At 45.1% G+C, this 26,452-nt stretch carries 24 protein-coding genes, 2 tRNA genes and 1 pseudogene; 15 read left to right on the forward strand and 12 right to left on the reverse strand.

The genetic code is table 11. From position 1 onward, the window contains the following. Positions 1-47: 47 nt before the first annotated feature. Positions 48-1,253: a DUF2254 domain-containing protein gene (locus KNP93_RS12125; RefSeq protein ID WP_188005157.1), complete on the reverse strand. Its 1,206-nt coding sequence runs from the start codon at positions 1,251-1,253 to the stop codon at positions 48-50. A gap of 194 nt (positions 1,254-1,447) precedes the next feature. Between KNP93_RS12125 and KNP93_RS12130 the strand changes: the two genes are divergently transcribed. Together KNP93_RS12130 and KNP93_RS12135 are read left to right on the forward strand one after the other, a co-directional pair. After that, on the forward strand, positions 1,448-2,932 hold the full coding sequence (locus tag KNP93_RS12130; protein ID WP_131504271.1) for an aldehyde dehydrogenase family protein: 1,485 nt from the start codon (positions 1,448-1,450) through the stop codon (positions 2,930-2,932). A 75-nt stretch (positions 2,933-3,007) separates the two neighbouring features. Beyond that, positions 3,008-3,397 (forward strand): tautomerase family protein, encoded by a 390-nt coding sequence (locus KNP93_RS12135; RefSeq protein WP_131504272.1) that lies wholly within the window; start codon positions 3,008-3,010, stop codon positions 3,395-3,397. 68 nt (positions 3,398-3,465) lie between these two features. Here the strand turns inward: KNP93_RS12135 and yidD are convergent, their stop codons facing one another. Then, on the reverse strand, positions 3,466-3,732 hold the full coding sequence (gene yidD, locus KNP93_RS12140; protein ID WP_026833896.1) for a membrane protein insertion efficiency factor YidD: 267 nt from the start codon (positions 3,730-3,732) through the stop codon (positions 3,466-3,468). A gap of 105 nt (positions 3,733-3,837) precedes the next feature. Between yidD and KNP93_RS12145 the strand changes: the two genes are divergently transcribed. From KNP93_RS12145 to KNP93_RS12160, 4 genes are all read left to right on the forward strand, one after another. After that, positions 3,838-4,803, forward strand: coding sequence for a quinone oxidoreductase family protein (locus KNP93_RS12145; RefSeq protein ID WP_214855466.1), 966 nt, complete (start codon positions 3,838-3,840; stop codon positions 4,801-4,803). A 190-nt stretch (positions 4,804-4,993) separates the two neighbouring features. After that, positions 4,994-7,351, forward strand: a complete 2,358-nt coding sequence (locus KNP93_RS12150; RefSeq protein ID WP_131973648.1) for a YhgE/Pip domain-containing protein — start codon at positions 4,994-4,996, stop codon at positions 7,349-7,351. Further along, positions 7,338-7,898, forward strand: a complete 561-nt coding sequence (locus KNP93_RS12155; protein ID WP_012369430.1) for a TetR/AcrR family transcriptional regulator — start codon at positions 7,338-7,340, stop codon at positions 7,896-7,898. Before KNP93_RS12150 ends, KNP93_RS12155 begins: the two co-directional genes overlap by 14 nt. Positions 7,899-7,976: 78 nt before the next feature. Beyond that, positions 7,977-8,255 carry a hypothetical protein gene (locus KNP93_RS12160; protein WP_131973649.1) on the forward strand — a complete coding sequence of 93 codons (279 nt, stop codon included), beginning with the start codon at positions 7,977-7,979 and terminating at the stop codon, positions 8,253-8,255. A 51-nt stretch (positions 8,256-8,306) separates the two neighbouring features. Here KNP93_RS12160 and KNP93_RS12165 read toward each other — a convergent pair whose 3' ends face one another. Then, positions 8,307-9,041, reverse strand: coding sequence for a metallophosphoesterase family protein (locus KNP93_RS12165; protein ID WP_131973650.1), 735 nt, complete (start codon positions 9,039-9,041; stop codon positions 8,307-8,309). Positions 9,042-9,378: 337 nt separating this feature from the next. On the opposite strand from KNP93_RS12165, the gene KNP93_RS12170 reads away from it, so the two are divergent. Beyond that, positions 9,379-10,401, forward strand: a complete 1,023-nt coding sequence (locus tag KNP93_RS12170) for a PTS sugar transporter subunit IIC (protein ID WP_214855469.1) — start codon at positions 9,379-9,381, stop codon at positions 10,399-10,401. Positions 10,402-10,493: 92 nt separating this feature from the next. Here KNP93_RS12170 and KNP93_RS12175 read toward each other — a convergent pair. After that, positions 10,494-10,566 (reverse strand) — tRNA-Val (locus tag KNP93_RS12175). 176 nt (positions 10,567-10,742) lie between these two features. Here KNP93_RS12175 and KNP93_RS12180 point away from each other — a divergent pair. Beyond that, positions 10,743-13,856: an efflux RND transporter permease subunit gene (locus KNP93_RS12180; protein WP_214855471.1), complete on the forward strand. Its 3,114-nt coding sequence runs from the start codon at positions 10,743-10,745 to the stop codon at positions 13,854-13,856. A 42-nt stretch (positions 13,857-13,898) separates the two neighbouring features. On the opposite strand, the gene KNP93_RS12185 is transcribed toward KNP93_RS12180, so the two are convergent. Continuing rightward, positions 13,899-14,375: a DUF456 domain-containing protein gene (locus tag KNP93_RS12185; protein WP_131973652.1), complete on the reverse strand. Its 477-nt coding sequence runs from the start codon at positions 14,373-14,375 to the stop codon at positions 13,899-13,901. Positions 14,376-14,468: 93 nt separating this feature from the next. Beyond that, the gene (locus KNP93_RS12190) at positions 14,469-15,281 is read right to left on the reverse strand and encodes a D-alanyl-D-alanine carboxypeptidase family protein (RefSeq protein ID WP_131504281.1); all 813 of its coding nucleotides are present in this window, start codon (positions 15,279-15,281) and stop codon (positions 14,469-14,471) included. Positions 15,282-15,516: 235 nt separating this feature from the next. Between KNP93_RS12190 and KNP93_RS12195 the strand changes: the two genes are divergently transcribed. Continuing rightward, complete coding sequence (locus KNP93_RS12195; protein WP_131973653.1) at positions 15,517-16,062, forward strand: methyltransferase family protein; 546 nt, start codon at positions 15,517-15,519, stop codon at positions 16,060-16,062. Between the two features lie 22 nt (positions 16,063-16,084). Continuing rightward, positions 16,085-17,569 carry a phytoene desaturase family protein gene (locus KNP93_RS12200; protein ID WP_131504283.1) on the forward strand — a complete coding sequence of 495 codons (1,485 nt, stop codon included), beginning with the start codon at positions 16,085-16,087 and terminating at the stop codon, positions 17,567-17,569. 47 nt (positions 17,570-17,616) lie between these two features. Here the strand turns inward: KNP93_RS12200 and KNP93_RS12205 are convergent, their stop codons facing one another. The 3 genes from KNP93_RS12205 to KNP93_RS12215 are packed head-to-tail and all read right to left on the reverse strand — an operon-like array spanning position 17,617 to position 20,237. After that, complete coding sequence (locus KNP93_RS12205) at positions 17,617-18,177, reverse strand: histidine phosphatase family protein (protein WP_214855474.1); 561 nt, start codon at positions 18,175-18,177, stop codon at positions 17,617-17,619. 13 nt (positions 18,178-18,190) lie between these two features. Next, positions 18,191-18,871, reverse strand: a complete 681-nt coding sequence (locus KNP93_RS12210; protein WP_131973655.1) for a response regulator transcription factor — start codon at positions 18,869-18,871, stop codon at positions 18,191-18,193. 4 nt (positions 18,872-18,875) lie between these two features. After that, positions 18,876-20,237, reverse strand: a complete 1,362-nt coding sequence (locus KNP93_RS12215; RefSeq protein WP_131504285.1) for a sensor histidine kinase — start codon at positions 20,235-20,237, stop codon at positions 18,876-18,878. Between the two features lie 152 nt (positions 20,238-20,389). On the opposite strand from KNP93_RS12215, the pseudogene KNP93_RS12220 reads away from it, so the two are divergent. Next, positions 20,390-20,947, forward strand: a pseudogene (locus KNP93_RS12220) (YdhK family protein); the annotation flags it as partial. 52 nt (positions 20,948-20,999) lie between these two features. Here the strand turns inward: KNP93_RS12220 and KNP93_RS12225 are convergent. Continuing rightward, positions 21,000-21,072: transfer RNA gene (locus tag KNP93_RS12225), tRNA-Val, on the reverse strand. A 142-nt stretch (positions 21,073-21,214) separates the two neighbouring features. Further along, positions 21,215-21,841, reverse strand: coding sequence for a nitroreductase family protein (locus KNP93_RS12230; protein WP_131504287.1), 627 nt, complete (start codon positions 21,839-21,841; stop codon positions 21,215-21,217). Between the two features lie 194 nt (positions 21,842-22,035). On the opposite strand from KNP93_RS12230, the gene yhfH reads away from it, so the two are divergent. From yhfH to KNP93_RS12250, 4 genes are all read left to right on the forward strand, one after another. Then, complete coding sequence (gene yhfH / locus KNP93_RS12235) at positions 22,036-22,182, forward strand: protein YhfH (protein WP_251135546.1); 147 nt, start codon at positions 22,036-22,038, stop codon at positions 22,180-22,182. Positions 22,183-22,386: 204 nt separating this feature from the next. After that, complete coding sequence (locus tag KNP93_RS12240) at positions 22,387-23,235, forward strand: polysaccharide deacetylase family protein (RefSeq protein WP_131973657.1); 849 nt, start codon at positions 22,387-22,389, stop codon at positions 23,233-23,235. A 12-nt stretch (positions 23,236-23,247) separates the two neighbouring features. Continuing rightward, complete coding sequence (locus tag KNP93_RS12245) at positions 23,248-23,898, forward strand: YkyA family protein (protein ID WP_214855477.1); 651 nt, start codon at positions 23,248-23,250, stop codon at positions 23,896-23,898. 93 nt (positions 23,899-23,991) lie between these two features. Beyond that, positions 23,992-24,897, forward strand: a complete 906-nt coding sequence (locus tag KNP93_RS12250; protein ID WP_131504290.1) for an EamA family transporter — start codon at positions 23,992-23,994, stop codon at positions 24,895-24,897. Between the two features lie 28 nt (positions 24,898-24,925). Here the strand turns inward: KNP93_RS12250 and nagE are convergent, their stop codons facing one another. Further along, complete coding sequence (gene nagE, locus KNP93_RS12255) at positions 24,926-26,434, reverse strand: N-acetylglucosamine-specific PTS transporter subunit IIBC (protein ID WP_131973660.1); 1,509 nt, start codon at positions 26,432-26,434, stop codon at positions 24,926-24,928. Between the last annotated feature and the right edge of the window lie 18 nt (positions 26,435-26,452).

Below are 26,452 nucleotides of genomic sequence, written 5' to 3' on the forward strand. Positions count from 1 at the left end.
CTGCTGTTCTTTCTTCTTTTGATTACGTTAAAAAGCTTCGACTGGTTTCATGAAAGTGCCCTTTTTTGAGCCTGTTCCAAATGTTGACGGTCCCAGTCGTTTAATGCCGACCAGTCGACCTCCGAGCAGACAAACGGAATGAACCGGTCAATGCTCGCTCTGTGTTCCGGTAAAGCATTCCGTTTCATGATTTGAAGTGACTCAAGCATCGTCGAAAGGACTGAAATATCTTCTTCGCCGTAATGCCGAAGTTGATAAAACGTCAAATACAATAGTTCGGAAAACATAAGCCGTTTGACGGTAACAAATCCTTCTCCCTTCACCAGGAGATTGCCGTCCGGAAGCATCGTATACCGTCTGAACAAGTCACCGATTTGCTGCATCGCGTGACGTGCCGTATTCGGATCATTGATACCGGGTGAAATCGCCCGAAGTGCTACTTCTGACAGCTTTTGAATCACAAACGGAAAATCCTGTTCTGCGGAACGTGTCGGTCCGATGAGGATTCCCTGCTCTGCGTTCTCTTGTTCGGCACTGCCGATCCGTTGCCCTTGTGTGATGTAGCTTCCAATTGTCACATCAATCGTGACATGTCCGCCTGACTTCATCAATAATTCGTAATCAATTGCTTGTAAATAACCGGTTTGCACAGCGGTGAGATTAAACGGATAACTTGCCTGCTTGTCCGGAAACAATTGGTAGTGCCCTTCTTCTATCGCTTCAACGTGCTTGTCAATCAGCGTACGTCCTTCTTCATGTAAACGATCGAGTAAGGTCGTGACCCGAATCGATTGACTGACGATATGGACGAATGCGACAAACGCAACGATCGCAATCAAGACAACAATGACTGCGACGGCAGAGGCGACGACACTGTCTTTCAGCGATGGTCGCATGAAGAACAACATAGTAATCGAATAAGTGACGGTTCCGATAAAAATCCCGAAAATGTGCTGGACTTGCCGATTTTCAATAAAGTTCGGTAAGGTGCGGGGTGAGAATTGTGAGGAATAGGTTGTCAGAACGACTAAAATGGTCGAGAACGTAAATGTCATCATCGTCAGTAATCCGGTAAAGACTGCGCTATGGATCGTTTGAGCTAAACCAAGCGTTGTTTTCCAACTGCTTGGAAACAGTTCTTTTGCATACAGATCAATTAGCAGGACGATCGCCGTCAATAGTGCGCCACCTACTCCATAAAGGAGCGGCCACCACCAGTTTGTTTCCCGGTAAACCAACTTCAACTTCTGCACATTTCATCCACTCCACTCTAATATATCGATATATTTTTTTAATTCCTGTTTCTTCATCTAGTAAAACGTCTTCTCCATATCTTTTTAAAATCCGCCGAGTCAATTCACTTTGTGAAAGTGTCGGTTTGTGTTTTACTTCTTCACATAACGTGAATAACTTAAGTGTTATCAAAACGAATTGGAGATGAAAAGTTATGCAACAGCATACTGAATCAACACTCAATACAGACTTTACTAAGATTTTTATTAACGGTCAGTGGCGCAAAGGCGCAAGTGACAGCAACATGACAAACACGAATCCTTTTACAGGCGAAACACTGTTTGAAATTTCGGCAGCTGATAACGACGATTTAGATGATGCCTATCAATCTGCTAAAATCGCTCAAAAAGAATGGGCGAAAGTGCCGGCACTTAAACGCCAGGCTTTAATCGAAGAATTCTTGAAAGTCATGTACGAAGAGAAAGAAACGATTGTCGAGTGGTTAATCAAAGAATCAGGCAGTACGCGCATCAAAGCAGAAGGTGAGTTTCTTGCATCTGTCCTAATCGTTAAAGAAGCTGCTACTTTCCCACTACGGATGCATGGCGAAATTCGTCCGTCTGTCGTACCGGGCAAAGAAAACCGGATTTACCGGAAGGCACTCGGTGTCATCGGTGTCATCAGCCCATGGAACTTCCCGTTCCACCTTGCCGTTCGTTCCATCGCAACAGCAATCGCAATCGGAAACGCTGTCGTCGTTAAACCGGCAACCGATACACCGGTTTCAGGTGGCTTGATTTTCGCCAGTTTATTTGAAAAAGCCGGCTTACCGAAAGGTGTCCTAAACGTCATCGTCGGTCGCGGATCAGAAATTGGCGACTCAATCGTCGAGCACCCGGTCCCACGCTTGATTTCGTTTACGGGTTCCACTGAAGTAGGTCGCCATATCGGCGAACTCGCAGGGAAACATTTGAAAAAGACAGCACTCGAACTCGGCGGAAACAACGTCTTCGTCGTACTTGACGACGCTGATCTTGATCGTGCCGTTGAATCAGCGGTTTACAGCAAATTCTACCACCAAGGTCAAATTTGTATGTCAACCAACCGTATCCTAGTTGCTCAATCGATTCACGATGAATTCGTTGAAAAATACGTCGCACGTGTCAAGGAACTTCAATTTGGTGATCCATCGAATGGACGTACGCAAGTCGGTCCATTGATTAACCAATCACAAGTCGATCGCATCATGGAAGAGATTGAAAAAACAAAAGCAGCAGGTGCAACAGTCCGCGTCGGTGGTGAAGCAGATGGAAACGTTATTGCTCCTACAGTCGTCACAGGCGTCACGAACGATATGCCGCTTGCTAAAAATGAAATCTTCGGACCAGTCGCTGTCATCATTCCGTTTAAAGATGACGCAGAAGCGCTTGAACTCGCGAACTCACTTCCTTACGGATTAAGTGGTGCTGTTCACGGTTCTTCAATTGAACGGGCAACAGAATTTGCACTTCAGGTTGAAACAGGCATGATCCACATCAATGACCAATCCGTCAACGATGAGCCGCATATGCCGTTTGGAGGCGAAAAAGACTCAGGTCTCGGTCGTTTCAACGGAGAATGGGTGCTTGAAGAATTCTCGACAGTCCAATGGTTGTCTGTCATGCACGAACGCCGTCAATACAAACCGTTTTTCGAATAAGATAAGTCGATCAAATGAAGTACAGGGCTCTCCTGTACTTCTACATATGGATGACAATTAGAAAGGAAGATAACTATGCCATTACTACGCTTTGATGTAATCGAAGGACGTTCGGATGAAGAACTGAAACTATTACTCGATACCGCACATGAGGCGATGCTTGAAGCCTTTGACGTGCCGGAACGAGATCGCTATCAAATCGTTCACACGCATAAAGCGAATGAAATGATCATCGAGGATACAGGTCTCGGATTGACACGCTCCAATCAGGTCGTGGTCATCAGCGTGACCAGCAAAACACGGACAGAAGAGAAAAAACAAGCTCTCTACCGTTTGCTGGCTGAACGCTTGGAAGCGGCATGCGGACTCTCGCCAGACGATTTGATGATCTCGATTGTCGAGAATGATGCAGCAGACTGGAGTTTCGGACTAGGAAAAGCGCAATTTTTAACAGGTGATCTTTAAAACGATTTTCGCTTTTATAAAAAGGAGTCTGAACTCAAGTGTATGCCGAGTTCAGACTCCTTTTCCAATTATTTTTGCTGTTCTGCCGGATTTTCACGTTGTAGCGGTGCCTTCCAGTCAAAGGTCTCCGGTACAAAATCAAGACCACCCGGATGAAACGGCTGACATCTCATCAATCGTCGGGTCGTTAAATAGCCGCCTTTAATGGCGCCATGTTTTTCGATTGCTTCTTTGCCGTAATGAGAACACGTCGGATAAAATCGGCACGTCGCCGGTTTCATCGGTGAAATCACTTTCTGATAAAAGTGAATACCGCCAAGCATGATTTTTTTCATTTTTCCCCACCTTCTTTTCCTAACTGTAACGCATATCAAAAGGATTTTCTGTTTGAGTGAATTATACTACTTCTATCTAACAACTACTAAAAAGGAAGTGTATCTATGCAGGCTCTTACGTTTTGCTCCTTCGGAGATTCCAGTGTCCTGACTTATCAAAAACATCCAACGCCTGAACTTCGACCGAATGAAGTATTGATTGAGATGAAAGCCATCGGTTTGAATTTTGCCGACATCTACCGTCGCAAAGGAAATTATCATTTAGAGGGAACGCCACCCTATCTGTTAGGGTATGAAGGGGCAGGTATCATTACCAGGCTCGGAGACGCTGTATCGGATTTACAGGTCGGTCAACGGGTCGCCTTTGCTGACGTCCCAAATGCTAACGCCGAGTTCGTCGCTGCACCTGTCGATCAGGTGATTCCCTTACCGGATTTTGTTTCGTATGAAACGGCAGCCGCTGTCCTGCTACAAGGTTTGACTGCCCACTATTTGACACGGGACAGCTATGCGATCCGACCAAAAGATTTAGTGTTGATCCATGCAGCAGCCGGTGGCGTTGGTCAATTGTTGACACAGATCGTCCGATTACACGGAGCCATTCCCATCGGCTTGACGTCATCGGCGAAAAAAGCAGACATCGCCAAACAAGTGGGATCTGAACATGTTTTCTTATATTCGGACGACTGGGTCGAACAGATTTTAACATTGACCGATCAGCACGGTGTCGACGTTGTCTATGAATCGGTCGGCTCGACGTTGATGAACAGTTTTCAAGTGACGAAAACACACGGGACAGTCGTCTTTTACGGCATGGCCGGTGGTGATCCGGTTTCTGTCGATCCACGGTTCCTGATGGATACTTCGAAAACACTGACCGGTGGTGACTTATGGAACGTTCTGACGACGCGAGAGGAACGTCTTCGTCGTGCCGGTGAACTGTTCAGCTGGTTGGAATCCGGTCAACTGCAAATCGCCTCTCCGACTACCTTCTCCCTCTCGGACGGACAACGGGCTCATGATTATTTGGAAAGCCGTCAGAGCACCGGAAAAATTTTATTAATCCCTTAATCTGAAATGCACCCTTCCTTCATTGGTTGGGTGTTTTTTCGTCTGGAATGATTACAAAAGAGAAACAATTCTTTTTATCAGCAATTCATCGACTTAAGTAGTTGCTTTCCTTCATAAAAAGGCGTAAAGTAAATTTCATAAAAACCAGAAACTTAAATTAGTTTTTAGTTTCAAGAAGGAGATTTGATTTATGTTTCGCTCAGAATGGAAAAAACTAAAAAGCCCGATGATGATCATCGTGATTCTTGCACTTATCCTCGTCCCGTTTCTTTACAACTCGATTTTTTTATCTGCTTTTTGGGATCCGTATGGTAAGACAGAAAACATCAAGGTCGCAGTCGTCAATGAAGACAAGGCGACGAAGTTCGAAGGAGAAAAAATTGACATCGGAGATCAGTTCGTCAAAAAACTGAAAAAAAATGATGACTTTGACTGGCAGTATCTCTCACGCAAAGATGCGGCTAAAAAGCTTCGCGCCGGTGATATTTACATGACAGTCGTCATCCCGAAGAAGTTTTCTCATAATGCGACTACTTTACTCGACGATCACCCGAAAAAAATTGAGTTGGAGTATTATCTGAATCCAGCCAAAAACTATTCCGGTACGCAGATTTCCAGCGCTGCCGCTAAGCAATTGAACGAAAAAATCCGGAAATCCGTCACGAAACAATACAGCAGTGCGATTTTCGGATCCCTTAAAAAAATTGCCAAAGGACTAGAAGATGCATCCGAAGGTTCCGCTAAACTCGAAGATGGCGCGAAGAAAACAACCGACGGCGCTAAAACACTGACGACTAACCTCGGAAAATTGACGAGTGGTACAAACGATTTGTCCACGAATTTAACGAAAGCGACTGACGGTTCTGCACAAATTTCAACCGGTCTTAATACGCTGAGCGAAGGGGCGCAGACACTGGCAGAAAAGTCCGGCCAGTTATCAGGTGGATTGAATGAACTGGATGCTAACAGTGGAAAACTGATTAAAGGATCAACGGACTTACAGGCCGGTTCCACTAAACTCCGTCAAGGTCTTGAGACAGCTTCTGCTGGAACGACCGAACTTCGTCAAGGTCTTGAGACGGCCTCTGCCGGAGCATCGAAGCTCGACAATAACCTTCCACAATTTACGGCTGGTCTTGATCAACTGAATGCCCGTGCTCAAGAAGCAAATGCTTCTCTAGTAGCCGTCAATGATGCTGCTGACACGTTAAAACAAGACTTGAGTACGCGTCGTGAAGCACTTGAAGCAAACGTGGCAAACATCAAAGCGGTCATCGCTTCGTCTGAGACATTAACAGAAGAAGAAAAAGCAGCATTATTGGCGTCGATTGCGACGATGGAACAAAATGTTCAAAATTTAGCGCAACAAGAGACAGCACTTGATGCTAGTCTTGCGAAAGCCAATGATGCGACAGCAAAAATCAATCAGTTAGCTGTCGCCGGACAAGATATTGCATCTGCCGTTTCGAAACTTAATGGTGGATTAGGCCAGTTACTCGCAGGTTCAAAACGTTTGGAGCAAGGTCAAACACAACTGCTCGCCGGAGCAAAAACCTTAGAACAAGGTCAAAATACGCTCAATCAAGGCTTGACAACCTATACAGATGGTGTCCACAAAGCAGCTGCTGGTAGTACACAGTTGACCGCTGGTGCCCAAAAAATCGCAACTGGTGCCAACGACCTGAGCACTGCATCGGGTGATTTAACTTCAGGACTGGGTCAACTATCCGATGGTGCTGTCGCCCTTTCATCAGGTGCCGGTCAACTGACGGACGGTGCTTCCCGTCTGGCAGACGGGAACTCGAAACTCGCTGACGGCGCCAACACGCTGAAAACGGAACTGGGTAAAGGAGCGAAAGATGCTACTATCAAACCATCGAATGCCCGGGACAACATGCTCGCTGAGCCGGTCGTCCTAAAAGAACATGATTATTCAACCGTTAACAACTACGGATCAGGTCTTGCGGCTTACATCCTCAGCATCGCTTTATTTGCCGGTGCCTTGATGTTCTCTTCCGTTTACCAGATCCGTCCTGAACATGGTGAGACATTAACATGGCGTTTCCTCGTCGGAAAACTGTCCATCATCTTACCGATTGGTGCCTTACAAGGGATTGCGGCTTCCGTCGCCATCGTCTATGTTCTAGATGCTGATGTTGCAAGCACCCCTGCGCTGTATGGTTTCGCTGCCTTAACAGGGATGACGTTCATCACGTTGCTCTTTACGTTAACAATGCTCTTCGGTCGTGTCGGACAGTTCAGTGCCTTCTTACTTCTGCTGCTTCAAATCGGCGGCAGCGGCGGTACGTTCCCGGTCGAAATGACTCCAAGCTTCTTCCAAACGATTCACCGCTTCCTGCCGATGACGTATTCGGTCACAGGTTTCCGTGAGGCACTTGGAATCGGAGTTACCGATACACTCATCACAAACGGTCAGATTCTTGGTTTGATTCTGTTTTCTGCTCTCGCTATCAGCTTCGCTGGTGCATTAGGTGGAAAACGCATCTTACTCTCAACGAAAGCGAGAAAACGCCATGACACTGTCTGATAAAGAACATCTCATTTTAGATGCAGCGATGGCCTGCTTTTCGGAACTCGGATATAAAGGAACGACTATCGAACGGGTTGCCAAACGGGCTCATGTCGGAAAACCAACCGTCTATCAATTGTTTGAAAGTAAACTTGATTTGTTTGAATCCCTCGTCACACGGGTGTTGCAGGAGATGAAGGCAGAAGCGGAAAACGCCTATACGACAACGGCTTCGGTCGAAGAAAATAAACAGGCGATGATTGATGCCATTGTCAATCATCAACAGCAGCATCTGTTTATCTTACAAATCACACAGGAAACCCAGACATTGAAACTTCAGGAGATGTCGGAGCTACGGATTCGAATCGAGCAGCATATCGTCGAATATATAAAGAATCTGCTTGAGACACGGTTGGAACTTGAAAAACGTTCTCCGGCAGTTCCGGTCGAAGTAACTGCGTTCTTACTGTTCAAGACGTATATTGCCTTGATTTCTGAATGGCCGCTGATTGGGAAACCGCTTGATTTAAAAACAATCAGTCAAGCGATGTTAAAATTGTTATAATGAAAACAGCCTCTCCATAAATTGAGAGGCTGTTTTTGCGTTATCGATTCTTACTCGTACCTGAATGGAGTGTTTTATTTGTCCCAGCTTTTACTGTCCAATTTTCTTTTCACGTTAGCTTTGCTGGTCTACGTCATTGTATCGCTCGTTGATATGTGGAAATCGTACACCCGCACCAGTTCCAAAACAGACTTTCTGTTTTTTATCCTGACGTTAATCACGATGTTCGTCGGATTTCTTTTATCCCCGTTCCTGTCGCTCGCTTTTCAGTGGAAACGAAGCCGGGCGAAGCGGATCATCGGGATTTTACTCATTGCCGTCCCTTTAGGTCTTTCTCTTTTAAGCCGCTTTTTATAAAAACATCGTTTTTCACTAAATGATCCGTACTTTTATAGCCGGATCGTTTTTTTATGTTCTTCCTCCCAAAAAAAGTTTACGCAACAGTTCTTTTTCCGGCATCGGTGCCGCATTAAATGCTTCTAAGTACGGGCGGTCATCATACTTCACTTCAATGACATTCACTTTCCATTCTCCGCTGTTCTGTTCGACTAAGGCGAATGGTGCCACAGCTTCCGGCTGACAGCCGAGCGCCCCCGGGTTTAAGTACGTCACGCCCTCTGCCCGGATTACTTGTTTCGGATGATGGTGTCCAAAACAAATCAGGCTCGCCTGGTGTCCTTTAAACAGATTCGGCAAGGATTGTTCTGTTCCGTCAACCGCTTCCGCCAATGGTTCCTCTCCGATTGGTTTCTGTTCATCTAGATATGCATAATGTGTAAACAATGCTTCCTGTTCCGAAAATGTTTTTCGGACGGTTCTTGGGAGCTGCTCCAAAAAACGTTGATTATCCGGTGTTAACTGGTCGGCAATCCATTGATGATGGTTTTTCGCATGACGGTAACTATCAGGATATTTTTGACCGTGTATCAACGCCAGGACATTTTCGTCATGATTTCCGCTGATGGTCGTCATTTGTGGTGTCGATCGTACAATTTCGATGACTTCATTCGTTTGTGGTCCGATACCAATCAAATCTCCGAGACAGAAAATTTCTGAGACATCTGTTTCTTCCGTTATTCTTTTTAAAACTGCTTTAAGTGCCGTTGCATTGCCGTGAATATCCGTAATGACTGCAAATTTCATGAAACCGCCTCCAATGTTCATCTTATGCCATTCTTACCTTTCCCCTGATTTTAAGTTCAAAAATCATGAAAAATAAATTGTCAGAAAATATTGATTATTCATCTTACTCATGTTAGGCTTAGAAAAATTCGTTGAGAGGGGAATCACTTTATGTATGTACACCAACTTGCTGGCCGACTGATTATTCTATGCTCGAGGGACTGAAACCTTTTCCGCTGATTTTCGGAATTGATTTTGGGCCCTCCTTTCGATGCATCGAATGAGGCGCCCGCAGGAATAATGGCGCCTATCCGATACAGGATAGGTTTTTTTAATGGCAAAACGAAATAGAGAGAGGATGAGTGAGTTGAAAGAATATGCGATGGATCGAATGGTGAAAGTATCTGCCGGGATGGCAAATGCAGTGTTAGTGACGTTAGGAGTAGGATTATTGATTGAGACGTTCGGAAACCTCTTACATATTGAAATGTTACTGACAATCGGCGGAGTCGCCAAAGTCTTACTCGCCCCCGCACTCGGAGCCGGAATTGCTTATCAGCTTGGCGGAAACACATTAGTCTTATTCAGTGCAATGATTGCTGCTACGATTGGCGGTGCCGCACTTCAGCCGACGGATGCCGGTCTTGTCCTCGTACCGGGGCAACCAATCAGTGCGTTACTCGCAGCTGCTGTGGCCGTCTTCGTCGGAAAACGAATGACAGGGAAAACAAAATTCGACATGATGGTCATCCCGGTCAGTGCTGTTCTCGCCGGCGGTTTTACAGGTCTTGGTGCCGCTGCCGTCACAACACCTCTCCTCACACGATTCAGCGCAATGGTTACTGCGTCCGTCGAGTCTTCACCGATTGCGACATCACTTGTTATTGCTCTTATCTTTAGTGTCTTATTGATGTCACCCGCTTCATCGGCTGCACTCGCAATCGCCCTTCAACTCGACCCGGTCGCCAGTGCCGCTGCTTTAATCGGTTGTTCGGCTCAGTTTGTCGGCTTTACATTGATGGCATATCGTCAAACGGATCCCGGCGGTTTGATCGCTTCGTTCTTCGTCACACCAAAGGTTCAGTTTCCGAATATCGTTAAAAATCCGCGCCTTGTCGTCGCACCCTTCCTGGCCGCGATGATTTCCGCACCCATCGCCACACTTGTTCTTTCACTTGAAGTTCCTTATGAACTTGCGGGTCTCGGATTAAATTCAATGATTGCCCCACTCAACATCTTCGTTAATCAGGGTTTTAATGCGTTCCTGATCTTTTTTGCAACCGGCGTCGTCCTTCCCGGTGTCTTGACGCTCTTCTTTTACCGCATGACGACGATGGCCGGTTGGACAAAGATGGGCGACCTTCGATTAGAAATTCAATAAGTGCTCACGTTGCTGTTCCCTCATATAATGAAGGAACAGCTTTTTTATACGAAAAAACTCCCGTTCATCGTGTGATGAACGGGAGTTCGGTATGATTCTGACTGGGCTCGAACCAGCGACCTCTACCCTGTCAAGGTAGCGCTCTCCCAGCTGAGCTACAGAATCATGATCGTGTGTCCTGGGTATATGTTTATTATAGCAACATATTGAAAACTGTAAAGACTTTTCTCTGATTTTTTCATTATATTTTTTTCTTTCTGCTCTACAGTTCAAAGTTGCAGGGTTTCGTTTCGTCCTCTACTATGTAAATAAGCACATATAAAATAAAGGAGGGGTAACTGTTGAATTTTTTAACAAGGTTTAGTTTAAAGAACTCTGTCGCTGTATTTATTATTGCCATTTTATTAGTTTTGGGCGGCGTATATTCGTTTTCTCAGCTTAAAGTGGATCAGTTTCCTGAAATTGAATTTCCTCAAATTTCAGTAGAAGCTGTGTATCCGGGCGCATCTCCGGATGATGTCGATAAACAGGTCGTCTCAAAACTCGAGACAGCATTGAAAGGAATCGAGGGCTCGACAAAAATCACGAGCTCTGCTTATGAAAGTATCGGGATCATCAATATCGAATTCCCATTTGATACCGATATGGACAAGGTCGAACAACAAATCGATGCTGCGATCCAGGATGCTAACCTTCCGGAAGAAGCAACAACGAAGTTGAACCGCTTCTCATTTGGATCGTTCCCGATCTACAACATTTCCTTCTTTAGTAAAGACGGAAAAGAGATTGAGTCCCTTCTAAAAAATGAAATCGAACCGGAACTGAATAAAATTCCGGGCATCAACAGTGTATCGGTTGGTGGCTACAAAGATGACTTGGTCCAAATTACTGTCGACAATAAAAAAGCGACAGCTGCCGGTTTATCTTTATCAAGCATTAAAGAACAAATCAATGCCAAATATGTTTCCTTCCCGTCTGGTCAACTCGCAGAAGGTGATTCGAAGATTCCAATCCGTGTCGAAGAAAAACTGGAAAATTTGGATAAACTAAAAAACCTCCAACTCACGTCAAACGTTGCTTCCGGCGCTGCTTCCGGCAACCAGGGTCAACCTGCTCAATCAGGACCTCCCGCTGGTGCAACAGGTGCTACCGGTGTTCCGGCAGAAGAAACGCAACCAGCTGAACCGGTTCGTCTTTCAGACATTGCTACCATTGAAGCCGTCTCGAAGCAAAGTGAAAAAACACGTTATGATTTAAAAGATTCTCTCTCGATGGCCATCACAAAAAAACAAGACGCCAATACGGTTGAAATCGCTGACGGCGTCACAAAAATCTTAAACAAATATGATGACCAAATTGATTATACGATTGGCATTGATTCTGCGAAAGATATCGAAGAATCCGTCGCTACGCTTGTCAAAGAAGGATTACTCGGTGCCCTGTTCGCTTCACTGGCTGTCCTTCTGTTCCTAAGGAATATCCGGGCGACGATCATCGCAATCGTCTCGATTCCGCTGTCACTCTTGATTGCGGCCATCTTCTTGAACTGGCAGGATATTTCATTAAATATCATGACACTCGGTGGTATGGCAGTGGCTGTCGGTCGGGTTGTCGATGACAGTATCGTCGTCATTGAAAACATTTTCCGGCGGGTCCGTAAATCAGATGGCGGTATGACAGATGAAATCATCGAACAATCAACGAAAGAGATTTTAAAAGCTATCACGTCTTCGACGCTTACGACCGTCGTCGTCTTCTTGCCGATCGGCTTTGTCGGCGGTATCACAGGTAAATTCTTCTTACCGTTCGCGTTGACCATCATCTTCTCATTACTCGCTTCCCTGCTTGTCGCGATTACGATTGTACCGATCTTAGCGAAATTCGCCTTTAAAAAGGTACCAGCGGAAGAAAAAGAAGGTGTCTTACAACGTTGGTACGGCAAACTGATTGAAAAATCATTGTCACATAAAGCGATCATCTTAGTCGTTTCCTTCTTGTTACTCGGTGGTTCGCTTGCGATCGTACCGCAACTCGGCTTTACGTTCATTCCGAATGAAGCTTCAAAAACATTAACCGCTTCACTCGAACTTCCTGCTGCAACATCGCTTGAGAAAACGAGTGATGTTTCGCTCAACATGGAAAAAATGTTCGATCAGGAAAACGCCATTGCTGATGTCACGACATCCGTCGGAGCACGTGACTTCACGACCGGGTTACGACTCGATAACAAAGCCAGCTACTTCTTGAACTTAAAAGATGGAGCAGATGTCGAAAAAACGATCAAATCCCTTGAAACCAAAATGGATGATATCGCAAAAGAAGATGGTGTCGACGTCAAAATCAGCGTTGCCGAGTTGTCGACAGGGGGTCCACCATCCAATAATAATGTGGATGTTGATTTGTTCTCGACTGATTTAGAAGCGCTCCAAAAAGCAGCTAAACTGGTGGAAGACAATATGAACAAAAACAACGATTTGAAATATGTTACGAATAACTTTAGCGAGAAACAAAAACAATTCCTCGTTGAAATTGATTCTGAAAAAGCCAGTGATCGTGGTTTATCCGGCTTCCAGATTCTTGGTACGGTCAACGACCAAACTAAACCGGTCACGGTCGGTACACTGAATCTCGATGACAAAGATCAGGACGTTCAATTGTCTTACAAGGAAGACTTAACGTCGAAAGCAGATCTTGAAAATGTCCAACTCTTCTCGGCTGCCGGTCCTGTCGCCTTAAAAGATGTCGCAACCGTCAATGAAGTCGATACGTTCACATCGATTCAAAAGCTGGACGGTAAAGTCTACGCTCGCGTTTCGGGTCAAGTCAAAGGCGATAACGTCCAAACGGTCTCAAGTGACGTCAAAGCTGCTGTCGAAAAAATCGATTTGCCGGACGGCGTTTCCTTAACAAGTGGCGGCGGAAATGATGACACGGTTGAAATCTTCCAATCTCTTGGAATCGCCATCGTCGTTGCCATCGGTCTCGTCTACTTGACGATGTTAATCACGTTCGGAAAAGCACGGATTCCGTTCATCATCTTATCATCGCTCATCTTCGTTCCGATCGGTTCGCTCGTTACGCTGTTCCTAGCTAACGAACCATTGTCTGTCAGTGTCATGATCGGATTCCTCATGTTGATCGGAATCGTCACGACCAACGCGATTGTGCTTGTTGACCGGATTGGTCAGAATATCACACGTGGACTTCCGATTCGGGAATCTTTGATTGAAGCCGGTAAGACACGACTTCGTCCAATCCTGATGACGGCATTCGCTACTATCATGGCGCTTGTCCCGCTCGCGCTGACAACGTCATCCGGTACCCTGATTTCAAAAGGTCTCGCCTTGACTGTCATCGGTGGATTGACGACGTCAACACTCTTGACGCTCATCATCGTCCCGGTCGTCTACGAACTCTTCTTCTTCAAAAAAGTAAAAAAAGAACGTCAATCTTAACCTAAAAAATCCTCCCCTCTTGATGAGGGAAGGATTTTTTGATTATTTTTCGAGCAGTTCATCTGTCCGATCAATCGTTCCATTATGTTTCGCGACCAGTCCATCCAGTACGGATGGTTCGAATTCTTCCCCGATTGCAATGATTCCCGTCTTGCCGGGTGGAATCACACCAAGTGTCCGTTTGAATGTTTCTTGAACAGCTTGATTCTCTTTTAAGTCTTTCGATCCGCCAATCAGCATCCCGGTCATCGAACCTAATAAAATACCGAACGGTCCCCCGAGAATCCCGACTGCCATACCGATTAAAGAACCTTTAAAGGCTTTGTTGGAACCGCTCAAGTCGACGGCATCTTCAAAGGAAAAGGCTCCGCTTGCATTTCGTTTAATGACAGCGATCTGTTCAAAATCGACTTGACCATTCGCATGGTATTTCTTTAATTCACTGAATACCTGATACGAGGTCGCTTCTTCTTCAAATGTAAAGGTCATGATATGGTGCTTATCTTCTTTTTTCGCCACAACTTTCCACCTCTTTCGAAAAAGACAGACTGCTGCTGCTGACGATGAAGAATACACCATTTATTTACCATTTAAAGCTTGAAGCGAAACCTGTTATGGCGTACTTGGTTTACCCGGTGCTAATTGATAATATTCTTCCATTGTCAATCCGGTCATTTTCAGCTGCGCCGCAAGCGTTGCTCCGACATAACGGTAATGCCAGCTTTCATATGTGTAGCCTGTCCATGATTCTTTTCCGAGCGGGTAACGGAGATGGAATCCGTAACGGTGTGCATTGGCAGCCAGCCATTTTGCTTCTTTTGTACTTGAAAAGCTGAACTTTGCATATTTTGATGAATCGGCGCCTCCGATATCAAAACCCAGTCCTGTTTGATGTTCACTTTTTCCCGGTTGGGCACTGTACGTGCTGGCTTTCTCAAACCCATCCCGTGCCACATATTTTTCAAATAAGGCTTTTTGATACGCGTACGAACGGTATGTACTGAATGCGACCAGCGTAATCTTTTCCGCTTTGGCAGCCCGTTTCATTTTTTCAAATGCGGCTCGCGCAACCGTACTTTCTCCCGGCGCATACGTCGAACGTAACGGAAGATTTGGATTAACGATTAATGTCTTGCCGATGCGTAATCCGCCGATTTGTTGATCCGTCAGTAAATATTTTGTACTGGCATACCCTGTCTGTGTTCCATAACGAACTTTCGACCATGTCCCAAGTCGGCTGATTTCATTGACATAGACAGTAGTCGGGATCACTGCGACGACCGCTTTCGTTGTCGAAGCTCCGCTTCGCAGATTGAGCGGTGTTTTCGCCTGGCGGTAACTGGATGCTTCTGCGGCCAGTGAAAAACTGACGAGTGAGAGGAGAATCGCCAGTAACCCGATCACCGTTTGCTTTATTTTTTTCATATCTCTTAAAACTCCTTTTTTCCAAAACAGGGTAATTAGTCTTTAATTTTAGAATAACATTCATTTCAAAACGCCACCATTTTTTGTACAGGTGTAATCAAAATGAATTAATTGCCCGGTTTCCGAAAGAGGTCATATGGTCAGATATGAGGATTGAACATTTGTTCTTTCGGGTAAACATTTCTTGTATGCGTTTTCTTTAAATAATGATTGGCATTAGTCAGGGGCGAATCTTATGACCATTTTAGACAAAGTGTTCATCGCCGTCTCTCTTCTTTGGTTGCTCGAATTGTTTCTGTTCCGAAACCGTAAGAAGGAACCTTCTCCGCTGGAAGAACGGCGAAGTTTTTATTGGATTTTAGCTACGTTAGTCGCCACCATTCTTTTTTCCATTCTCTTCAGTGGTTCAAACTCTTTTTCCTTCTATCGCGAAATCGGATTGCTTCTGTTAAGTGCAGGTGTCGCGCTACGGTACTGGGGAATCTATCATCTTAAGCATCAGTTCACCCGCCATGTCGCTGTCAATCCAGGTGATCAGCTTGTCAGCACGGGTCCTTATCGGTCCTTACGCCACCCTCTCTATACCGGTCTGTTTTTCATCACGTTAGGTTTCCCGTTATACTTCGGGAACTTACTTGTCACGTTATGCGCCGGCGTCCTGATGTTTCTCACCTTGCTTCACCGCATTCGAATCGAGGAGCGGATGTTGACAGAAGGATTTGGTCCTGCTTATACTGCCTGGGCCCGCAGAAGAAAACGTTTGATTCCGTTTATCTACTAAGACATAAGGAGATGTGATTTTTTTGAAGAAACAAGCAGTCGTCATTGGAGCAGGTTTAGCAGGTATGTCAGCCGCAATTCGTCTCGCTGGGGACGGTTATGAAGTCACGATGCTTGAACAAAACGGAAACGTTGGCGGTAAATTAAATCAACGCAGTGGTCAAGGATTTACGTTTGATACCGGCCCCTCGATCTTGACGATGCCTTGGGTACTCGAGCAATTATTTACGAGCGTTCACCGTCGACTCGACGACTATCTAGAAATCGAGCGGATCGAACCGCAATGGCGGACTTTCTTTGAAGACGGTACACAACTTGACGTCAAAGGCGATCTTCCAGGTATGTTGGAAGAATTTAAAAAAGTCTCCGACCAAGCTGACTTCGTCGAATTGTTCAGCTATTCCAAAAAAATGTATGACCTGTGTTTGGACAGTTTCTATAAATACAGTCTCGAAGATTTGAAGGACTTAAAAAAATACCATACGATGTCTGAATTACTTAAAATGGATCCACTCAATACAGTAGCAAGCGGTACAAAAAAACATTTGAACAACAAATACCTGGAGCAACTGTTTAACTATATGGTCATGTATGTCGGATCCAACCCATATGAAGCTCCTGCTGTCTTCAATCAAATGATTTATGTTCAGATGGGTCTCGGCATCTATTATGTCAAAGGTGGTATGTACAATATCGCCCGTGCCATGAAGACGGTGCTTGACGAACTCCGGGTGACCATTCACGTCAACACACCTGTCGAACGTGTCGTCACAGAAGGCAAGCGTGCAATCGGCGTGGAAACGACAGACGGTACATTTTATCCGGCTGATGTCGTCGTCTCGAACCTTGAGGTCATTCCGACCTATCAACATCTCATTTCAGAGAAAAAAGGACCAAAACATGCTAAAAAATTAAATCAGTCATTCGTGCCTTCCGTTTCCGGTCTTGTTCTGTTACTTGGGGTTAACCGTGAATACAAAGACTTGAAACACCATAACTTCTTCTTCTCTGATGATCCGGAACGGGAATTTGCCCAAATGTTCAAGGATGGGGTTCCGCCAGAAGATCCAACGATTTATGTCGGTGTTTCTTCTAAATCCGATGCGTCACAGGCTCCTGAAGGAAAAGATAATTTGTTCGTCTTGACACACGTGCCACCACTGACGAAACAAGATGGAAAAACCGATTGGGATGCGTACCGTGAAGTCGTCCTCGATAAATTGGAACGGATGGGACTGACTGATTTACGCGAATCGATTGAATTTGAATACCGCTTTACACCAGAAGACTTGAAATCCCTATATGGTCCGAACGGTGGCTCGATTTATGGTGTGGCAGCCGATCGGAAAAAGAACGGTGGATTTAAGATTCCATCGAAGAGTGATCTCTACGAAGGTCTCTATTTCGTCGGTGGTTCCACACATCCAGGTGGTGGTGTCCCGATGGTCACCTTATCAGGTCAGCTGACAGCTGATTTAATCCAAAAACATGAAAAGGTAAAAGCATAATCAAAACAGGAGAAGGTCCCTTATCGAAGGGACAATCTCCTGTTTTTTTAGTTATGCTGACAAACTTCTTCAATCTGAAGGAAGGTTTCGTCTTTAAATGTCATTTGATACACAGCCGGCATCTTTAGCGTTTTCCAGAACGCATATCCATATGCCGGATCAAAATGTTGCATTAATAACACCATGATATTCCCGTGTGTTCCGATGACGACGGTTTGATCTTTATGTTTTTCTAGTAATCGTTTGATCTCAGGCACGATACGCCGTTGTGCCGTAACGTTTGATTCACCTCCATACGGATTTTCATCCGGATGTTCCCATACATAACCGACAGCCTGTTGAAAATCCGGCAGTTCTCCGGGCACCAATAACCGTTCTTGAAAAGCCGCTGCTTCTTGAATGACTAATCCGTATTGTTCTGCTAAAGGCTGGACCGTCTCAATCGCTCGCCGATACGGACTCGCGTAAATCTGGTCCGGTTTAATCCCTTCAAAAAGAGTCGTCAGTTGTTCCGCATCGTATCTCCCTTGTTCTGATAAAGGACGCGCTTGTTCGTCTGTAGAATAGGTCGAATGCGCATGACGGACCAAATAAATTGTCGTTGTCATTTCAATTCTCCTTTTAGCTGTCTTTTGTCTGCTCCAGCAAACGATAACCCACACCTCGGACAGTCTCCAAATACTCATCGATTGGAAAACCGGAACGGCGCAATTTCTCACGAAGATGACGCATATGAGAATCAATCGTTCGTGGTTCAATCGATTGATCATCGCCCCACAGCGACAAAACCAATTGTTCTCTTGATAAGACGCCATTCACGGACGTCAGGAGTTTTCCTAAAAGTTGAAACTCTGTTTTCGTCAGTAAGATTTTTTGTCCGTCGAATGTACAATGATATCCTGCGACGTCATACTGTAGTCCATGAAATGCATACTGCTCCCGCTTTTCTCGACCAATCAACAGTTCGATTCGTCCTAATAATTCTCCTTCATGAATCGGCTTTGCCACATAATCATCTGCACCGACTTTGCGCCCCCGTAGCACATCTTCCATTTGATTCCGCGCTGTCACCATAATGATTGGAAAATCAGCCATTCGTCTTATATTTTCACACAACGTCCATCCATCCATATCGGGCATCATGACATCGAGTAAAGCCAAATCGATGGGAACGGTCTTGACGATGTCGAGCGCTTTTTCGGCCGTGTCGGCTAAATGACATGTATGACCATAGGGTACCAGATATAACTTCATTAATTGAAGCATCCGTTGTTCATCATCAACGATTAAAATTCGAGCCATTTCTTCACACCTTCCATTGAATCATCACACTCGTCCCGGCATTCTTTTCACTCTTGATATCTAATGTCGCATCGTGTGCTTGAACGATTGCCAAGGCAATCGTCAAACCAAGCCCTGATCCGCCCCGGCTTCGTGATCGTGACGGTTCACTGCGGTACAGACGTTTTGTCACATGGGGTAAACTTTCTTGGCTGATGCCGCTTCCTGTATCACGTACTTGAAAATACGGTCCTGTTTCATTCCTGCCGTATCGGACGACGATTTCACCGGTTGCTGTATATTTTTTTGCGTTATCCAATACATTTATCAGCACTTGCTTGAGCCGAATTTCATCTCCTGCTATCTCTACCGGTTCCCCTGATACATGCAAATGCAGCCCTTTTTCTTCAATTGCAGGTCGCATTTTCTCTGTCGTCGAGACAATCAATTGATCGAGCGCAAGCGGCACTCGTTCGACTGAGAATGCATTCGTATCGGAACGTGCCAGTAACATCAGCTGTTCAATCAATGTGCTCAAATGATCGCTTTCTTCTTTGATAATCGACAGATAAGCTGTTTTTTCAGATTCCGGCAAGTTTGGACGATGTAATATATCCGCATAACCCTTCATGTAGGTCAGCGGAGTTCGAAGTTCGTGCGAGATATTTGCTAAAAATTCTGTCCGTTCACGATTCAAAAAATCGAGATCTTTTGCCAACTGTGTGATGGAGCGTGCCAGTGCCCCAAGCTCATCCGAGCGGTTTACCGGTAAATCCACGTCAAGGTTTCCTTCTTTCAACTTGGCCGTCGCACGCTCCATCTCAATGAGCGGTCTTGAAATCAATCGTGTACACAGCACGACAGTCGCAAGCGACAGAAGAACGGCAATGATACCAACTTGAATGAATTGTTGTCTTAACGGGTTAACGACTTGTTGAATTAACGTTTCCGGAGCAAACATGAAGACATGCCCACGATGAACACCTGAAATCGTGATTGGACTATCTGTCATTAAAAAATCCTTCGTTTCCGCTTGAGCTCTTAAAATCCGATCTTTTCGTTGTGTTTGAAATTCCGTATGGATAAGCTCTACTTTCATTTTAGGAGTAAGTGGATGCGAAGCCTTTAAAATTTTTCCTTTTTGATCCGTGATAACGACTGTAAATTCGGATGCTGATTCCATCAAACTGACATGTTCCAATGTTTCCGCATGAAATGATTCCTCGAGGACATCGCGGTGCGTGTTCCCTCGGTTCAGCAAACCGAGGACCACTTCATTCGTCCTTTGATTCACAAGGTTTAAATAGAGGGTACTGAACAGAATGCCGCCGATGAAAAGAATGGCAGTCAAAAAAAGTAGACCAATGTAGTACGAAATATGCCGCATGCCCTGCTCCTCCTTTTTCTTCACTATTACGATACACTTTTCCAATGACTCGTTCAGTCAGGTAATTGAATTGTCACTCTTTCTGCACGGTTTCTGCACGAAACACGGGTATAGTAGTCACATAACCAAATTACTACAGGAGGTATTTTTTTATGAAAAAACAACTACTCGTTACATCACTCGCTCTTTCTGCTGTCCTAAGTTTAGGTGCCTGCGGATCTGATTCCAATTCCTCTACTTCACACGATATGCATGATAATAAGAACGATTCCCATGCAGGGATGATGCATTCAAGTGACGGGAAAATTCCCGCTGGACTGAAACAAGCTGAAAATCCGAAGTTTAAAGACGGATCAGACGTCCTTCTGTCCTCTGATCATATGAAAGGGATGGATGGTGCAAAAGCAACAATCGTCGATTCATTTGATACAACAGTATATGAAGTCAGCTATACACCAACGAACGGTGGTAAAAAAGTCAGCAATCATAAATGGGTGATTCAGGAAGAACTTAACCCGGTTCCGGCTTCACCGTTACAAGCAGGTGATGAGGTGACTTTAGCTGCTGATCACATGAAAGGTATGGATGGTGCAAAAGCGACCATTGATCAAGCAGATCAGACAACCGTGTATATGGTCGATTTTAAGCCGACAACCGGTGGAAAAACGATTAAAAATCATAAATGGGTGACAGAAGATGAACTTCAAGCCAATGATCAAAACAAAAAAACCCGCTCATCCAAAGATGAACGGGTTTTTGGTATGATTCTGACTGGGCTCGAACCAGCGACCTCTACCCTGTCAAGGTAGCGCTCTCCCAGCTGAGCTACAGAATCATGATGCAGTACGTTATGTACTTGCTAGGACATGTATTAATATAGCAAGAAACTAACCATCTGACAAGTACTTTTCTAAAAAAATATGAAAAATAAAAATGAAGGGGCTGAACTTTATTTTAAGTCAGCCCCTCCCTTTTACTTATAGAATGGTCGTCACTTGATCGACCGGTAAACGGAGCGCCGGACGTTTTTTCGCGTCTTCGACTGCTTTCCCGACAGCAATCAACATGACCGGGACATAACGTTCGTCTGTAATGAACGTTTCTGTAAAGAGTTGATGATTGAATCCGCCCATCGCGAGTGTCGAGAGTCCTTTTGCTTCAGCAACTAGCATCAGTTGCATCGCAGCTAAACTTGCGTTTGACATGGCTGCATCTCTCGCGTAAGCCTCGCTTTGATATGCCCCTTCTACTTGTCCTTTGATCGAGTCAAACAAGTCTTCCGTCATGCCTCCTGCTTCTACGGCTGGTCCATAAACCGGATTATAGTTTCGGTTTGCCTGTAAATCCCCTAGTACGGCAATGACGACGGAAGAAGAACTGATGGCCGGCTGATTGTAAGCGATTGGAGCTAATCGTTGTTTCGCTTCTTCCGAATGGAAGGCAACGAAATGCCAATGTTGCAAGTTCCAGGCACTTGGTGCAGCTGTCGTCAATTCAACCAATTCTTGGACTTCTTCTTGTGAAAGCGTGAATGTCTCATCGTAATGACGAACTGACCGGCGTTCTGTCAAAATTGATAGTGTGTCAGATAGTGTTTGATTCATAATGATCCCCCTCTAAGTACATCTGTTTACTTTGTTATCGTATCATCCTCTACGCTACCTGTCATATGACAAGACTCGCTAAAGACTCTTCTGTTATAAAACAAAGATTGACATATCAAATCTGTACTAGTACAATAAAATAAATTCAGTGTTATTTGCTGGTACATCCATATACTAAGAGGAGGAATACAATCATGGAACAACCCCTTTACCAAGAGACCTCTCCCGAGTTTTACCGTCAACTTCCGGTCAAAACCTGCTCTCATTGCGGAAAAGAAATGGATGAACAATGCGAATCGTATAAAACAGAATGTGATGAGTGTGCTGTTACAGAACACTAATCGTAAAGTTGCTTGAAGAAAGAAGTCTCCGGTAGCGGATGGACTTCTTTTTTGTTTGAAAATATAACACTATTTCTATCTTAATCAACTTTTTTTGAATTATAGGTTCTGTAGTCATCTTTTTGTAATATTTTTGTTACAAATGAAACAGACAAAATGTTACATTTAACTCATAAGATTTTCCGTAAAGGAGCTCAGACATCAATGGATTCATACAACTCAGGCAATCCAATCGGCCTTGGACCAAGACACCGAAAACCAAAACGAAAGTATTTCGCTAAGCTTTTGATCGTACTGGCGATGATTCTTCTTCCGATTGGCGGTTATATCGTTTATCAGTACCTTGCTTCGACACAACAACAAGCGAGCGTAAAACCCGTCCAATCTTTGCGGGAAGTTCCGACTCCGAACCTGGATAAGGCACGCGTCGAGAAATGGAACGGGATTACTAAAAAAGTGGCGTATCTGACATTTGAAGACGGACCGACTGCATTGACTCCGGACATCTTGAAATCGTTACAAGACCAAGAAGTTAAAGCGACTTTCTTTTTGATCGGAAGTAACATCGATGAACAACCGGATGTCGTCCGCTCGATAGCAAAGGCTGGACATTATATCGGACCACACAGTGAAACTCATGATTATGACACCCTGTATAAGAAAAAACAGTATGTTCCCGAGATGCTTCAAGTCCAAAAACAAATCAAACAACTGACGAATCACAGTCCGTTGCTGACACGTCCTCCTTATGGATCAACACCTGGTATTAACAAGTCGATTGCAAAAGAAATCGAACAGGCGAAACTTCGGGTGTGGGATTGGTCGATCGATTCGATGGACTGGTACTACAAAGATAGTGCCAAGGAAGTTGCCAAAACTGTCATCAGCCGTGCAGAAGACCCGGTCGAAATAATCCTGTTGCATGAACAACCACAAACATTGCGGGCATTACCGGCAATTGTTGCTGGATTAAAGAAAAAAGGCTATCAGTTTTCCATCTATGATGAAGATTTTCATGTCCCGTATAATTTCGCAAAATTCTCTAATTTATAAGGAGTTCCTTTCATGATTAATAAACGGATGATCCTCACCAGTTGTTTGACCTGTCTCGGCCTCTTGGTTCTCAGTGCCTGCTCGAGTGACCCGGCCGCTTCGATATACGAGCAGTTGGAAGAACAAGCGAAGTCCGAACAAAAAGCAGCAGTCGTCGCCGAGCAACGGACGCGTCAAGATGAAATTTCCGTCAATACCTATCAAGCCGTCCTCGAAGCTGGGGCCGATGATATTAAACGGGCGCAAAATGAACGGGATGAATTGACCGCTCTGAATCAAAATCGTGTCAAATTGTTAAAACAAGAACAAACAATCCGTACCCGTGCTTTTGATGAGTTAGACCTTGCGGAATTAACGAGTACCTTATCTTCGTTGTCTGCCGCTAAAAAAGACGGCACAGCCCTTATCGATGTCTTTAAAGAGCGTGAGAAGGCTTTTGATACGTTTTTGAAACGTTATGCGGCGACGATTGCTTCAGAAAAGAAAGTGCTTTCCTACTTGACCGAAAAACCGAACTTCGTTAAGATTGATGAAGCAACAGCTGATTTAAACCGGACTTCCCGTCAAGCAACAGAGGCACTCAAAACCTTTAATCAATTGACCGTCCGCTACAATGAATTAAAGCCAACCTTTTACAAAAAGGCTGGACTCAACATTAAATAACTCACACAGGTTGCAACCAAACCCTGTCCAAAAAACCTGGACAAGGCCCCGTTGCAACCTTTTTTGTGCGTTCTAAAACATGGAGGAATCTGTATGAATCGTTCAAAAGCAACACTTTTCGTCTTAATCGGCGCCATTAGTTACGGCGTCCTGTCGACAATCGTCAAACTGGCTTACGAGGCAGGATTTAATTCGGCCGCTGTTTCCGGAAGCCAATTCTTCTTCGGGTGGCTGATGATTTTCATCTTAGCTCTGCTGTCGAAAAATCTTCGTCTTCATCCTAAAACTGCTTTTACTTTGATGGCAATCGGGATTTCAAGCGGAACGACCGGCTACCTGTATTACCAAAGCCTGCAAACTGTTTCTGCTTCTGTCGCCATCATTCTCCTCTTCCAATTCACATGGATTGGTGTCGTGATTGATTCGATTCTTGCAAGAAGATTGCCTTCACGCCCCCATTTTTTATCTGCCATCCTGTTAATTGGTGGTGCTATTTTAGCCAGCGCGGCTTACACCAGCGCTCTTGACGTGCGCGGTACGTTGTTTGGACTTGGAGCAGCCGTCAGTTTCTCGATCTTCCTGCTTGCCAGTGGTCGGGTCGCAAATCATGTACCTGTCATTAAAAAAAGTTTTTATATGATGACGGGTGGACTTCTGTTCGTCATGATCATGTATCCACCTACGACATTCTTGACTGCAGCGAATTTCGAACAAGGACTGATCTGGTATGCCCTTCCGCTTGGTCTGTTTGCCTTAATTTTACCACCGCTGTTGTTCGCAGCAGGAGCTCCACACCTAAGTCCTGCCAGCGTCTCACTGCTTGGTGCAGCAGAACTGCCGACTGCGGTCATCTGTTCGGTCCTCATACTCGGTGAGCATCTTTCCGGTTCACAGTGGATTGGGATCATCATCATACTGATTGGGATTTTCTATCCGATTTATGTCAGCAGTTTGAAACAGTCGACCAGCTCTGCCCCACGTCAAAACGACCTCTCCTGATTAATCAGGAAAGGTCGTTTTTTTGACATTATTTTTGACGTTTCATCGCATCAGCGACAAATTCAACATCCGTCCCAATGATGATTTGGACATTTTTTGCCCCCATCTTCATGACACCTTTTGCGCCTGCCGCTTTAATCGCTGCTTCATCAATGATAGTCGAATCTTTCACTTGGAGACGGAGACGTGTCGCACAGTTATCAATCGATGTGACGTTTTCCGTTCCTTGTAATCCCGCAAAAATCCGGGCTGCTTGTTGCTCATACTTATCGTCCGATACCCCTGTGACCGGTCCTGCATCCGTCACAAGTGTTTCATCTTCACGCCCTGGCGTCTTCAAATCAAATTTCGTGATCATGAAGTAGAACAGGAAGTAATAGATGACCGCGAACACCAGACCGACGACCAGTAAAAGTAACGGTTTTGTCGCGATTCCGAAGTTCAGGACATAATCGATGAATCCGGCCGAGAAGGAGAATCCGTGCAGTATACCGAGCAGGTTGACGACTGCCATGGAAACACCTGTCAATACGGCATGAATAACATATAATACCGGAGATAAGAACATGAACGAAAACTCAATCGGTTCCGTAATTCCCGTCAGGAACGACGTTAATCCCAAACCGATCATCGCTCCCGCGACTGCTTTCCGATTTTCTTTGCGTGCTGCCATGACCATCGCTGCGGCCGCTGCCGGTAAAGCGAACATCATGATTGGGAAAAATCCTGCTTGATAAATACCGGCTGTTGGATCTCCTGCGAAGAACCGTGCGATATCGCCATTCGCAATCGTTCCATCCGCTTTTTCGTATGAACCGAAGACGAACCAGAAAATATTGTTCAAGACATGGTGAAGACCGACAGGAATCAACAGACGGTTGAAGAATCCAAACAGTGCGGCTCCTCCCGCCCCAAGGCTGACCATCCATTCTCCCGCATTATTGATGCCATCTTCAATGAACGGCCATAAGTAACCAAAGATGAATGCCAGGATCAGCATGGCAGCCGAAGTGATGATTGGAACAAAACGGCGTCCACCGAAGAACGCTAACCAATCCGGTAATTTAATATTGTAAAATCGATTGTATAACAAACCGGCGACAATACCGGCAATGATCCCGCCGAACACAGCCATATTGACCATCGAACCTAAAGTTGCCTGATTGGCAATGGAACTTAAGGTCGCCCCATCCACTTTCGTCGAGGAGTCATTGACAATGGCGGCGATTGCATCGTACTTAGCCTGAATTTGAGCGTTCGAATAATCCTTGTTCATGGAGTCGACACCCGTTTTTAAGACCAGATACCCGACTGCCCCTGCCAAGCCGGCAGCGCCACTTGCATCAATCGATAATCCGATCGCGACACCAATCGCAAAAATCAGTGGAAGATTATCAAAAATCGCACCACCTGCTGCCACCATCAATGGAACATCCAACATGTCGGCTGAACCGAGTCGAAGGACAATTCCTGCGGCTGGTAAAACGGCGATCGGTAGCATTAAGGCCTTACCGATTCGTTGAAGAAACTGCAACATATACTTCACCCTTTCTTA

This window comes from Exiguobacterium sp. s166 (genome assembly GCF_018618855.1).
Taxonomy (GTDB): domain Bacteria; phylum Bacillota; class Bacilli; order Exiguobacteriales; family Exiguobacteriaceae; genus Exiguobacterium_A.